Origin of the sequence: Thalassospira sp. MCCC 1A02898, assembly GCF_001618185.1 — a bacterium.
Taxonomy (GTDB): domain Bacteria; phylum Pseudomonadota; class Alphaproteobacteria; order Rhodospirillales; family Thalassospiraceae; genus Thalassospira; species Thalassospira tepidiphila.
This window is the reverse complement of sequence record NZ_LPXK01000011.1, coordinates 309,211-322,426: the sequence shown is the minus strand read 5'-3', so window position 1 is coordinate 322,426 and position 13,216 is coordinate 309,211. Positions and strand designations below refer to the sequence as shown.

Genomic DNA, 13,216 nt, shown 5'->3' with positions numbered 1-13,216 from the left:
GGCGTTGTTATTCAGCGTGCCGTGGTGCGGTGATCGACGGCCCCGGGTGAACATCGGGGAGTTCGGTTTCGTCGACATAGGCATTGGGCAGGTTGTGTTCTGCCTCGTGCTCGGTCTCGTACCATTGCTTGTAGCGATAGAGCACAAGTGAGTCGCGCCCAAGGCCACGCAGCAAGCCATACATCATCACGAGGATCACGGCGGCAAACGGGAAGCCTGCCACGACGGCCGCGGCTTGCAGGGCGGAAAGCCCGCCTGCGATCAGGAGTACCGCGGCAATCACGCCTTCGGTCGTGGCCCAGAACAGGCGCTGAATACGGGGCGGATCGGCATCACCACCGGCGGTCAGCATGTCGATGACAAACGACCCACTGTCAGACGAGGTCACAAACCAGATGACGATCATGACGATGACAACGGTGGTAACAAATTTGGTCAGCGGCATGAATTCAAGCAGCTTGAAGATCGCACTGCCGTAACTGGCCTTGGTGGCCTCGATCAAACCTGGATCACCAATCATTTCCATATGGATCGCAGCCCCGCCAAAGGCGGTAAACCAGAAGAACAGGATAACGACCGGAATGAACAACACGCCAAGGGTGAATTCACGCACCGTGCGGCCGCGCGAAATACGGGCGATAAAGATGCCGACAAACGGTGACCACGACACCCACCAGGCCCAATAGAAGATCGTCCAGCCAGCCTGCCAGTTGCTGTCGGTGTAGGCTTCGCTCCAGAAACTGATGACAACCAGATTGCTGATATAGTTGCCAACGTTTTCAACAAAGCTGTCGAAGACGAAAAGCGTCGGGCCGAAGATCAGCACAAAACCGAGCAACACAAAGCTGAGCTGAATGTTGAGGTTACTGATGCGTTTGATGCCGCCATCAAGACCTGCCATGACCGAAATGGTCGCAAACACGGTGATGATGGCAATCAATACGATCTGAACCGGCAGCGTATCGGGAATGCCAAACAGCGAATTCAGACCGGAACTGATTTGCATGACGCCAAGACCAAGGGTCGTGACAATGCCAAACATGGTGCCAAACACGGCCAGAATATCGACCACGTGGCCCCAGGTGCCATAAATCCGTTCGCCAATGATCGGATAAAGGGCGGAGCGGATCGAAAGCGGCAGGCCCTTGCGGTAATGGAAATAGGCCAGCGACAGGCCGACAATGCAATAAAGCGCCCAGCCATGGATGCCCCAATGCAGGAAAGAAATCATCATTGCCTGTTCGGCGGCCTCGATGGTTTCGGGTTCGGCCATGGGTGGTGCGAAATAGTGATAAAGCGGTTCGGCCACGCCCCAATAGAGCAATCCGATGCCGATACCGGCACTAAACAGCATCGCCGTCCATGAAAACAGACCATATTCGGGCTTGTCAGTCTGACGTCCCAAACGCACTCGCCCATATGGGCCGATGGCAAGATAAAGACTGACGATCACAGCCAGATTGGCAACGATGATCAGGAACCAGCCAAAATAGTTTGCGATGGCGGCCTGTGCGGCGGCAAACAGCGCGCCTGCGGTTTCCGTAAACACCGCCCCGAATATGATGAACCCGACGATCAGGATTGCCGAGACGGAAAAGACCGGCTTGCTGACCCGCGGGAAGGGCCCGAGTGGCCCCACCTTCATTTTGTCGTCCATGATTACCTCACTGTTTCGGGTACCCAACTTTTCGTTGTTTATGCCCCCCGATCAGCGCCGGGGGTCTCCCGGACGACAAACTGATCAAATATGCTGTCCGTACCCGAGCCGGACAGCAAGGCGGCTTTGATTAGGCACTTCAGGTCTTCCTTTCTTCAGCTCTTGCTACACAAGAGTTGAGGCAGCGCCGGCCCGCCGTCCCACATGGCTGGCCGCCGCTGCTTCTTACTCCCCTCGCGGGAAGCGCTGTTTGTCTTCGAGTTCGTTCAGATCCATGTGATTGCGCATGTAGCGTTCGGACGCCTTTTGCAGCGGCTGGTAATCCCACGGGAAGTAGGAGCCGTTGCGCAGCGCCTCATAGACGATCCAGCGACGTGCCTGACTTTCGCGGACAGCAGAATCAAATGCCTCCAGATTCCAGCGCGCGGCACGCTGAGCACGAAACGCTTCAAGCTGGTCGGCGCACGCCGGATCGGTTGCAAGGTTGGTGAGTTCCTTGGGATCGGCTTCAAGGTCAAACAGCTGTTCGGGATCAAGCGTGCAATAGGTGTATTTCCATTTGCCTTCGCGAATACAGACCAGCGGTGCATAGGACCCCTCGGCGGCATATTCCATCAGGACAGGCTCGGTGCGTGCCTTGCCCGCCAGCATGCCACACAGCGACATGCCATCGGTCCAAGGGGCTACTTCATCCATCGAAATCCCGGCAAGATCGGCCACGGTCGGGGTGACATCAAGGCTTGAAACCGGATCGGTATAAAGGCCTGGCGTGATGTTTGGCCCGGCCATCATCAGCGGCACACGCGCCGAGCCTTCAAAGAAGCTCATTTTGAACCACAGGCCGCGTTCGCCCAGCATATCGCCATGGTCAGAGACAAAGATGATGATGGTGTTATCAAGCTGACGGGTGGTTTCAAGCACCTCCATGATCTGCCCGACCTTGTCATCGATATAGGAGATGTTGGCGAAATAGGCCTGACGGGACCGTCTGACATCTTCCTTTTTGATGTCAAACGCAGTGTAGTCACTGGCCTTCATCAGACGCTGGGAATGCGGGTCCTGACCCTCGAAATCAAACGGTGCGACTTCGGGTTCGAGTTCCGGGCAATCTTCATACAGATCCCAGAATTTCTTGCGCGCGACATAGGGGTCATGCGGATGGGTGAAGCTGACCGTCAGGCACCACGGGCGTTCATCATGACCGCGCGACAGATCATAGATCTTATGCGTCGCGTTATAGGCAACCTCGTCATCATATTCCATCTGGTTGGAAATCTCGGCGACACCGGCACCGGTGACAGAGCCAAGGTTATGATACCACCAGTCAATCCGTTCGCCCGGTTTGCGATAATCCGGCGTCCAGCCGAAATCGGCCGGATAGATATCGGTGGTCAGGCGTTGTTCAAAACCATGCAACTGATCGGGGCCGACGAAATGCATCTTGCCCGACAGGCAGGTGTAATATCCTGCGCGGCGCAAGTGATGGGCATAGGTCGGAATGTCTGACGAGAATTCCGCGGCGTTGTCATAGACCCGTGTGCGATTGGGCAACTGACCGGCCATAAAGGATGCACGTCCCGGCGCACAAAGCGGGGAGCCCGTATAACAATTGCGGAAACGCGCCGAACGTTCAGCGAGCTTGCGCAAATGCGGCGTGTGAAGGAAATCCGCGGGACCATCGGGAAACAGGGTCCCATTTAACTGGTCGGCCATCAGGATCAGGATATTCGGGGACGTCATTTATTATGCACTCCTTCACAGGGTGCAATCCGCCGATCACCGAGATGGCAGCATTGACGACAAAAGCACCCCTGGGTCGTTTGTTTCGAGCCAGCGCAAGCCGTAGACCCTGCCCCTTTTCGGGTGCGTTTGATCGGGTGTTCTTGTTATTCCGCTTGACGCCAACTTCGTTAAGAACATTAAATCCATAAATCAACACTCAAAGAAACCCGGTGTTTTTTAATCACTTCCATAAAGAATTTTTATAATGCAAAGACCCCTCGACATTGGCTGGCTGAGAATTTTTGAAGCGGTCGGGCGGCTTGGCAGCCTGACACGGGCCGCCAATGAGCTGGGCTTGAGCCAGCCTGCCGTGACCTATCAGATCAAGCGGGTCGAGGATCAGCTGGGTGTGTCGCTGCTGCACCGGTCGCAAGGCGGCAGTCGATTGACCGATGCGGGTGAAATCCTGTTTGAGGCGGTGAAAACCAGTGTCGAGAGCATCGACAAGGCTGCGCGCGACACCCGGCGCACCACACAGGATCATGCGGTGCGGATCTTTACCGATTTCGGCTTTGCCGCCTTCTGGCTGATGCCACGCGTGACCGATTTCCGCCGCCTGCATCCCGAGGCCGAAGTCCATATCATCGCATCCCAGGGCCTTGATGATGCGATGGCGCGCGAAACCGATGCCGCCATGCTGTTCGGGGCGGCGGACGATTTCCCCGATACCGCACAGCTTCTGATCCCGGAAAGGGTGGTGCCGGTTTGTACGCCGGGCTTTCTTGAACGCTATGGTCCGTTTGACGATCCGGCCAAGTTCGCCCGTGCCCCGCTTTTGCATCTGGAAGTCGCTGGCAAGTCACGCTGGCTGACGTGGGAAAGCTGGCTTGCCGATCACGGGATTACCCGCAAACCGGCCCAGGGCGATCTTGGGCTTAATACCTATGGCTTTGTTATTCAGGCGGCCCTTGCCGAACAGGGGGTGGCACTTGGCTGGCGCGGATTGGTGGATCATCACCTTGAACAGGGAAGCCTCGTTGCCATCGGTCGCGAAGTGGCGCGCGCCGATCGCGGATACTGGGTGGTGCCGGGTGCATCTGTCAGCACTACCACCACCACGCTGCTTGATTGGCTGATCAACGAGACTTAGGTCGGCAACCGCGAACGCCGATTTATGAAATTGGTTTACTCACAGGCTATAAAACAAGAACCTTATTCTTGGCACGTAGAAGAGCAAAAATTTTTATCGTGCCACAAGTGGATGAGGTAAGCACGTGAGCGAAGAACACGACATCTATTTTGATAACGAGTACCAAAGCGACGTGTCCTATATGTGGGCCGCTGCCTGCGCTCTGCTTTTTGCAAACGATGACTTTTATCGAAGAAGAATCAAGGATGCCCATCCAATCGTTAGGAAGACAGTTCTTGGATGGTATGACGACGAGAATCAAGAAATAGCCTACCTCTTAGCACCTGCTGAGAAAGCAAGAAGTAGAATGCACATTCAAGGTTACACCGCTGATCGCTGCAAAGCGCTTTGGGAGCACGGTTTTCCTAAACATATCGCAACACTAAAGAACATGCGCGACCACCATGGAATCGATCTAGAGGAAACAATTTCCTCACAAGAAGATCTGACTTTCGAACAATGGCTGAGACGCGTCAACGATATGGAACTCAGCAAATTACTCCGATTTCCTGGCACCGAATTCGAATTGACTGATCCGTTTGCAAGCATGGCTGTGGAAATCGACGTACTGAAACCAAAGGAAGTTTGGATTGAACTCGGTTCGTACATTGATGAACTCGACCCCAAGTACACTCTCCACGAAAACCTACGCAAACTGGAAACCTTTCAGGACCCAGATCAAGAATTCATCCAGCCGACCGGAACAATCCTAATTCTTACTGAAGGAAAATCAGATACCCGGATACTATCTACAGCGATTCTAAAGATGTACCCAGAATACTCAGATCTGTATCAGTTCATTGATTTTGAGGAATTTAGCATTTCTGGAGGAGCCTCAATGCTCACCAGAATGGTCAAAACGTTTGCAAGCGTCAGAATGGACCAACCTGTTTTGGCGCTGTTTGATAATGACGCAGCAGGATTGGCAGAAAAACACCATTTGGACAGCATTGGAACACTACCATCAAACATAAAGACGATGGCACTTCCAGAGATTGAACTGGCCAAAAGCTATCCGACTATTGGCCCAGAAGGAAACCGGCACATGGATGTGAACGGTACGGCAAGCTCCATAGAACTCTTTCTAGGAAAAGAGGCACTAACCGACAAAAGTGGCGAACTTCATCCTATTCGTTGGACGGAATGGAACAAGCAAATTAAGCGCTATCAGGGCTCATTAGAATATAAGGATGCCGTTACAACACGATTTCTCTACCGCATGAATAGTTGTGGTGAACCGCCCCAGCTTCGAGCGGAATTTCCCGAACTGGACCAATTGCTAAACTGCATATTCCATGCTTTCCATTGATTCACCAGCAACCTTATGACGGTTCGCGCACACCACTTTCGACAGGGGATTTTCATGTCTGAGCATGGCTATAACAGCGGGCGGTTGAACCTGCCTTTCGTTGGCATTTCGACTTTTTCCAAAAGCCCCTATGTCGAAAACTGGGATGCGATTGATGCCGATGTGGCCATTCTTGGCGCGCCGTTTGATTTCGGCACCCAGTGGCGGTCGGGTGCGCGGTTTGGGCCGCGCGGCATTCGCGAGGCGTCGACACTTTTCGCCTTTGGCCATGCCGGGGCCTATGACCATGAAGATGACGTGACCTATCTTGAAGGGGTTCGGATGGTCGATATTGGCGATGCCGATATCATTCACACCGACACGATCAACAGCCACGCCAATATCGAGTTTGGCGTGCGCAAGATATTGGCCGCCGGTGCCCTGCCCGTGGTTCTGGGCGGCGATCATTCGATCAACATTCCCTGTATCAATGCCTTTTCCGATCAGGAGCCGGTGCATGTGGTGCAGTTTGACGCCCATCTCGATTTCGTTGATGAGCGCCACGGGGTGCGCAATGGCCATGGCAACCCGATGCGCCGCGCAATTGAAAAGCCGTGGGTATCAGGCATGACCCAACTTGGCATTCGCAATGTGTCCTCGACCGCCAAGGAGGGCTATGACTATGCCCGCGCGCAGGGATCAGACATCCTGTCTGTGCGGCAAGTGCGCAAGCTTGGTGTCGAGGGTGTGCTGGAACGCATTCCGGCCGGGAAACGGTACTACCTGACGATTGATATTGACGGGTTTGATCCGTCGATTGCGCCGGGCACCGGCACGCCAAGCCATGGCGGGTTCCTGTATTATGACGTGCTGGAAATCATCGCAGGCCTTGCCAAGCGCGGCGATATCGTTGGCATTGATCTGGTCGAAGTCGCGCCGGATTACGATCACACCGGGACAACAGCCATTCTGGCTGCCCAGATTTTGCTTAATACCATCGGGCGGATTTTTGCGGCGCGGAAGTAGTGGTTCGCCCGAAGAGCCTGCTGGGCGAGATCCCCGCCTTCGCTGGGATGACGGTGTAAGGCGTTACGGCCAGTTTGCTTCCGGCGGGAGGGACATCAGGATGGCTTCGGTGTTGCCGCCGGTCATCAGGCCAAAGCGCGTGCCGCGGTCATGGAGAAGGTTGAACTCGACATAGCGACCGCGCTTGATCAGCTGGGCGCGGCGTTCGTCATCGGTCCAGGTTTTGTTGTAGTGGCGTTTGACCAGTTCCGGATAGATATCGCGAAACGCCCGCCCGACATCCTGGGTGAACGCGAAATCGGCATCCCAGTCGGCATCCAGATAATCATAGAAAATCCCGCCAACCCCGCGTGGTTCGTTACGGTGTGGCAGCCAGAAATATTCATCGCACCACTTTTTGAAGCGGTCGTAATAGTCATCACCATGGGCATCGCAGGCAGATTTAAGCGCGCCATGGAAATCAGCGGTGTCTTTTTCCTGCGGGAAAACCGGCGTCAGATCGGCCCCACCGCCAAACCATGCCTTGGTGGTGACGATGTGGCGCGTGTTCATATGCACGGCCGGAACATGGGGCGAGCATGGATGGGCGACCAGTGAAATGCCCGCCGCCCAGAAGTTGGGGTTTTCATCGGCGCCGGGGATTTCCTTGCGGAATTTTTCGGAAAATTCGCCATGCACGAACGAGATATTGACCCCGACCTTTTCAAACACCCGGCCCTTCATGACCGACATCTCGCCGCCGCCCTCGTTTTCGCCGCGTTCCCATACGGTGCGTTCGAACCGCCCCGGGGCGCGATCGGAAAGCGGTCCTTCGTAGCTGTCCTCGAGCGCCTCGTAACTGGCGCAAATGTCATCACGCAATTGGCGGAACCAGTCCCGGGCGATCTGTTTGCGTTTGGCAATCACGGCATCGTCGACCTTGTGGTCGGTACTCGTCTTCATTGCCTGTTTTGCAGAACTCTTAGCGTCCGGCTTTGCGTCCGTCATTGCGTTACTCACTTGGTTCATTCACTCGGTCGGCTTGCAGGAAAGCCATCGGTTTGTCGGAGCGCCTCGCCCAATGTCATTGCGGTTGCCATGGCGACATTCAGCGAGCGCATGTGCGGCTTCATCGGAATGACGACGCGGGCATCGACATAATCATGGACGCTGTCGGGTACCCCTTTGCTTTCGGAGCCCAGCATCAGGATATCATCAGCGCGAAATTCAAAATCGCAATAGGGTTCGGCCCCCTTGGTCGTCAGCAACACCAGACGACCCGGCACCGTTCCGTCCTGGCGGGCCTCAACAAAGGCGCGCCAGTCGGCATGGCGTATATAATCGGCCTTTTCGAGATAATCCATCCCGGCGCGCTTAAGCGCACCGGACGTCAGAAGAAATCCGCACGGTTCGATGATATCGACCGGCAGACCAAAACAGGCCGCCATGCGCAGGATGGTGCCGGTGTTTTGCGGGATGTCGGGTTCGAATAAACAAATTCTCATGGCTTCTTTTAGAATCGTTGGTGAACAAATGTCGAATCAGTTCATCAGCGACATATAATTACCCGTTAACGCCGCTATTAGACTTTTTTGGAATATGAAGAACTAAAGCCACAAGTCCTTGGCGCACAAAGGGCGCGATACCCGCAATTACGCTATGTTTTACCGAATTGTGCAGCGCAAAACCCAATGATCTTGTTGAATGCAAACAATTTGCAACTCCAAGTTCTCCTTAACAAACCGAATTTTTGTTAGTATACGGACCGTCAAACAGGCCTAAGGGCTTTGAGCGGCAAGATTGTTTGATTTTCATCAATGGAATGTAAACATGAATGCCCTAAGTCTTGGTTTGGCATTCCGCATGCCTGTTTTGGGGGCAGAAAGAGGGATTAATTATGTCGCAAACGGTGCATTCCTCCGGCGAACACCAGCCGGACGAGAACCGCAGGGATTTCCTGACCTTGGCGACCACAGCAGTTGGCGCCGTTGGCGTTGGTTGCGCGTTGTTGCCGTTCGTGGACAGCATGAACCCGTCCAAGGACGTTCTCGCACTTGCCTCGGTTGAGGTTAATCTGGCCAACATCCCGGTTGGTCAGGCAATTAAGGTCATGTGGCGAGGCAAACCTGTCTTCATCCGCCATCGTACCGAACGCGAAATCAATGAGGCTGAAGACGTCGCATTGAACGAACTCGTCGATCCGCAGACCGACGATGCGCGTGTCGAAAAGAAAGAGTGGCTGGTCGTCGTCGGCGTCTGCACCCATCTGGGCTGCATTCCGATGGGCACAGCCACAGGCGAAACCCGTGGTGATTATGATGGCTGGTACTGCCCATGCCATGGCTCGCACTATGATACGTCGGGCCGTATCCGCCGCGGCCCCGCGCCGTTGAACCTTGTCGTTCCGGAATATGAATTCCTGACCGACACGTCGGTCCGGATCGGGTAAGGAGCAGGTTTATGAGCGCACCTCAGTGGAACAACAAAGTGGTCAAGTGGGTTGACGACCGTCTTCCGGTCATCTCCATGTTGCACCACTCTGCATACGAATATCCGACCCCGAAAAACCTGTCCTATATGTGGAACTTCGGTTCCCTGGCCGGTTTTGTTCTGGTGACGATGATCCTCACCGGTATTTTCCTGGTGATGAACTACACCCCCCATACCGATATGGCCTTTGAGTCGGTCGAGCGCATCATGCGTGATGTGAACTATGGCTGGCTGATCCGCTATATCCATATGAACGGCGCTTCGATGTTCTTCATCGTTGTGTTCATTCACATTTTCCGTGGCCTGTATTACGGGTCATACAAAGCACCGCGCGAGATGCTGTGGTGGATCGGTATCCTGATCCTGCTTGCGATGATGGCAACCGCGTTCATGGGCTATGTCCTGCCGTGGGGCCAGATGTCCTTCTGGGGTGCAACGGTTATTACCAACCTGTTCTCTGCCTTCCCGATCATCGGTGATCCGCTGGTGACCTGGCTGTGGGGTGGTTTCTCGGTTGATAACCCGACGCTGAACCGGTTCTTCTCGCTGCACTATCTGATGCCGTTCGTCATTCTGGGCCTTGTTGTCCTGCATGTCTGGGCACTGCATACCGTGCGCTCGAACAACCCGACCGGTGTTGAGATCAAGACCCCGGCGGATGCCATTCCGTTCCATCCGTACTACACGATCAAGGATCTGTACGGCATGGGCGTGTTCCTGATCTTCTTCTCGGTGTTTGTGTTCTTTGCACCTGACTTCCTGGGCCACCCGGATAACTACATCCCGGCGAACCCGCTGGTCACACCGCCGCACATCGTGCCGGAATGGTACTTCCTGCCGTTCTACGCGATCCTGCGGTCGATCGATTTCACCATCTTTGGCATTCCGGCAAAACTGCTTGGCGTGCTGGCGATGTTTGCCTCGATCGTGATCCTGTTCGTTATTCCGTGGCTTGATACCTCCAAGGTGCGCAGCTCGAAATTCCGTCCTGTTTACAAATGGTTCTTCTGGCTGTTTGTGATCGACACCTTCATCCTCGGCTATTGCGGGGCGAAGGCACCGGATGACTACTTCCTGGGTATTCCGGGTCTGAAAGTCATCGTGATGGGTCAGCTTTCGACGCTGTATTACTTCGCACACTTCCTTGTGGTTATGCCGTTGGTTGGAAAAATGGAACGAACCAAGCCGCTTCCTGCAAGCATCAGCGAATCTGTTTTGAAGGAGGGTGCAAATGCGTAAGTTCGCACTGACCGCAATTGCTGCCGCCTTCGCGGTAACCGCATTCACTGGTGGTGCAGCCAAGGCTGCCGGCGATCAGCCGGTGCCCGAGGCACAGGATTGGAGCTGGCAGGGTCTGTTTGGCACTTATGACCGTGCCCAGCTGCAGCGTGGCTTCCAGGTCTACAAGAACATCTGTGCCGGCTGTCACAGCCTGCGCTTCATTGCCTTCCGTAACCTTGAAGGCATTGGGTTCAACGAAGACCAGATCAAGGCGATTGCAGCCGAGTATGACATCGAAGACGGTCCGAATGACGATGGTGACATGTTCACCCGTCCGGGTCTTGCTTCGGATTACTTCCCGTCTCCGTTCCCCAACGAAAAGGCAGCTGCGGCTGCCAATGGCGGCGCCATTCCGCCGGACCTTTCGTTGATGAACAAGGCACGTGTGGGTGGCCCGGACTATGTGTTCGGCCTTCTGACCGGCTATGAGGAAGAAGCACCAGAGGGCTTCGACCTTGCGGATGGGAAGTATTACAACCACTACTTCCCGGGTCATCAGATCTCCATGGCACCGCCGCTTTATGATGAAGCGGTCGAGTACACGGATGGCACCCCGATGACCCTGGAACAGCATGCACGTGATGTGACCGCCTTCCTGAACTGGACGGCACAGCCGGAGCTTGAAGCCCGCAAGGCGCTTGGCATGAAAGTGATCCTGTTCCTGCTGGTTCTGACGGCAATGCTGTATGCGGTCAAACGCAAGATCTGGCGCGACGTCGAACACTAAGACGTCCTGATCTGCCCGATATTGAAACAGGCCACCGACATTCGGTGGCCTGTTTTTTTGTGCGCCGGTCAGACGCCCCGCAGGATATGGCGGGCGATATCAATAAGAGAAATAGGAAACAACCAGCCGGTCGATATCGCCGCTTGCGAGCATGTCACTGAGCACGCGATCAAGGGCGCCGGCAAACTGGTCGCGATAGGGCCATTTGCCCTCCGGGTCCGGGCCATAGGCAACATAGCCAAATTCGTACCCGATGATCGCGGCCTCGTCAAACAGACGCGCGACTGCCTTGTCGACGGCCAGTTCGCGCATCCCGGCCAGAATGGCCATGCGTTCATTGACATAACAATCGACACGACCGGCCATCAGGAAACGCAGGTTGCTGGCGGTGGTGTTGGCTTCTTCAAGGGTAATCTCCCCCGCCTCGACCATGTCAAAGAATTCCGGTCCGGCCAGACGATATCCGGCGTTGTTGGCAAAACGCGCCCCTTTGAAATCATCGGGGAAGCGCTTCAGATCGTTGCTTTGCGCGTAATCCTTGCTGCAGATTGCCACGACGGTTTCGCGCAGAATCGGGATGGAATAGCGTTCGATCCAGTCGCGATCCCCGCGCGCGTAAGGCGGAAAGAACCCCATGATCTTGCCATCCTTGAGCAGCTCCATCCCGCGGCGGAACGGCACATTGACAATATCGAGCTGATAGCCCGGCAGGCGATCAAATGCTTCCTGCAAGATGCGGACATAAATGCCTTCGGGGCTCACCCCATCGAGAAACGCGTATGGTGCGTTGCTGTCTTCGGCGTACAGCGTGATGGTGCGGGGCATGTTGCTGTCTTGCACCGGCTCTGCGACGGCGTGCAATGGCAGTAACAGCGCACCGCCAAACAGCGCGCGTCCGGTAAACCTGACTGTGTTTCGCAAAACAGATTTCAATGACATGACGTTATTATGCAGACAATCATGGCGTGCCTGTCAATTATCATCATGTAACAAAACCTGCCGTGATTTTGCAGACTTACTGGTCTGATGCCGAAGCCTGTGCTGGTTTGTCTTCGTCCGATGGGCTGTCTTGACGCTCATCGGTCTGGTCGTGCGACACACGGTGCTGTTGATTGCCATCGGCCGGGCGCAGTGGCGGGACCGTCACCGGGATATGGACCAGACGGCGTTTGCGCTGTGGCGTGCCGGAGCTGGCGTAAAGCTGCTTACCGGCTTCGACAATCGAGACACCGGCAAAGGCCTTGAACAGGCGCGATCCGATATTTTCAAATACCTGCGACCAGCGCAGCAAAAGGCGCATATTGGTCGGCGGCATGAAAAGGGCGCGGCTGTGCTGGATCGGCAGGAACATGTTTTCGCGCAGCAGGTTTTGCAGCTGTGAAACGCTATGAGGATGGCCATAGCCAAAGGGCGTTTTTTCCGACCATGACCAGAGCGAGCTTCGGTTCGGTGTCACCACGACAATCCGGCCATTAGGCGTCAGTACCCGCCAGCATTCGCGCATCAGGCGACGCATCGAGTCCGTATGTTCGACCAGATGCACGACCAGAATGCGATCCACCGAACTATCAGGCAGCGGCAACATGGTTTCTTCGGTCAGCGCCACTCGGTTGTCTTCGCCCGCAGGCCAATGAACGCAGCCCTGCTGGGCGGGCATGAAGGCCATGACACGCTCCGCCTCGCCAATAAACGGGCGCAAGTACGGCGTGGCATAGCCAAAACCAAGGACGCGCATGCCACGGACATCCGACCACATGACGCGCAAACGCCTGCGGATCAGACGCCGTGCGGCTTGTCCGATACTGCTGGCATAAAAACGGTGAAGATCAACGACATCCTGACGCATGCGATCAGCCT

Annotated in this window: 12 protein-coding genes; 6 read left to right on the top strand and 6 right to left on the bottom strand. The window is 55.2% G+C overall.

The features are described from left to right. Window positions 1-7: 7 nt before the first annotated feature. Complete coding sequence (locus AUQ41_RS12490; protein WP_063088707.1) at window positions 8-1,657, bottom strand: BCCT family transporter; 1,650 nt, start codon at window positions 1,655-1,657, stop codon at window positions 8-10. Window positions 1,658-1,882: 225 nt separating this feature from the next. Beyond that, window positions 1,883-3,397 carry a choline-sulfatase gene (gene betC, locus AUQ41_RS12485; protein ID WP_063088706.1) on the bottom strand — a complete coding sequence of 505 codons (1,515 nt, stop codon included), beginning with the start codon at window positions 3,395-3,397 and terminating at the stop codon, window positions 1,883-1,885. 247 nt (window positions 3,398-3,644) lie between these two features. Here betC and AUQ41_RS12480 point away from each other — a divergent pair, with 247 nt between their 5' ends. The 3 genes from AUQ41_RS12480 (at window position 3,645) to speB (ending at window position 6,882) form a co-directional block, all read left to right on the top strand. Then, on the top strand, window positions 3,645-4,529 hold the full coding sequence (locus AUQ41_RS12480) for a LysR substrate-binding domain-containing protein (protein WP_083952676.1): 885 nt from the start codon (window positions 3,645-3,647) through the stop codon (window positions 4,527-4,529). A 124-nt stretch (window positions 4,530-4,653) separates the two neighbouring features. Beyond that, window positions 4,654-5,877 (top strand): HEPN/Toprim-associated domain-containing protein, encoded by a 1,224-nt coding sequence (locus tag AUQ41_RS12475; RefSeq protein WP_063088704.1) that lies wholly within the window; start codon window positions 4,654-4,656, stop codon window positions 5,875-5,877. 54 nt (window positions 5,878-5,931) lie between these two features. Continuing rightward, the gene (speB, locus tag AUQ41_RS12470) at window positions 5,932-6,882 is read left to right on the top strand and encodes an agmatinase (RefSeq protein ID WP_063088703.1); all 951 of its coding nucleotides are present in this window, start codon (window positions 5,932-5,934) and stop codon (window positions 6,880-6,882) included. A gap of 63 nt (window positions 6,883-6,945) precedes the next feature. Here speB and hemF read toward each other — a convergent pair whose 3' ends face one another. Then, a complete protein-coding gene (gene hemF, locus AUQ41_RS12465; protein WP_063088702.1) occupies window positions 6,946-7,824 on the bottom strand; it encodes an oxygen-dependent coproporphyrinogen oxidase in 879 nt (292 codons plus the stop codon). Window positions 7,825-7,886: 62 nt separating this feature from the next. After that, entirely contained in the window at window positions 7,887-8,366 is a 480-nt protein-coding gene (locus tag AUQ41_RS12460; RefSeq protein WP_063088701.1) for a tRNA (cytidine(34)-2'-O)-methyltransferase, read from the bottom strand. A 392-nt stretch (window positions 8,367-8,758) separates the two neighbouring features. On the opposite strand from AUQ41_RS12460, the gene petA reads away from it, so the two are divergent. The 3 genes from petA to AUQ41_RS12445 are packed head-to-tail and all read left to right on the top strand — an operon-like array spanning window position 8,759 to window position 11,359. Then, window positions 8,759-9,310, top strand: a complete 552-nt coding sequence (gene petA, locus AUQ41_RS12455) for a ubiquinol-cytochrome c reductase iron-sulfur subunit (protein WP_008889443.1) — start codon at window positions 8,759-8,761, stop codon at window positions 9,308-9,310. Between the two features lie 11 nt (window positions 9,311-9,321). Next, a complete protein-coding gene (locus tag AUQ41_RS12450; protein ID WP_063088700.1) occupies window positions 9,322-10,590 on the top strand; it encodes a cytochrome b N-terminal domain-containing protein in 1,269 nt (422 codons plus the stop codon). After that, window positions 10,583-11,359: a cytochrome c1 gene (locus AUQ41_RS12445; protein ID WP_063088699.1), complete on the top strand. Its 777-nt coding sequence runs from the start codon at window positions 10,583-10,585 to the stop codon at window positions 11,357-11,359. The genes AUQ41_RS12450 and AUQ41_RS12445 overlap by 8 nt, the downstream gene beginning before the upstream one ends. A 99-nt stretch (window positions 11,360-11,458) precedes the next feature. Here AUQ41_RS12445 and AUQ41_RS12440 read toward each other — a convergent pair whose 3' ends face one another. Together AUQ41_RS12440 and AUQ41_RS12435 are read right to left on the bottom strand one after the other, a co-directional pair. After that, on the bottom strand, window positions 11,459-12,298 hold the full coding sequence (locus tag AUQ41_RS12440; RefSeq protein WP_063088698.1) for an ABC transporter substrate-binding protein: 840 nt from the start codon (window positions 12,296-12,298) through the stop codon (window positions 11,459-11,461). 76 nt (window positions 12,299-12,374) lie between these two features. Then, entirely contained in the window at window positions 12,375-13,205 is an 831-nt protein-coding gene (locus AUQ41_RS12435) for a class I SAM-dependent methyltransferase (protein WP_063088697.1), read from the bottom strand. Window positions 13,206-13,216 lie beyond the last annotated feature (11 nt).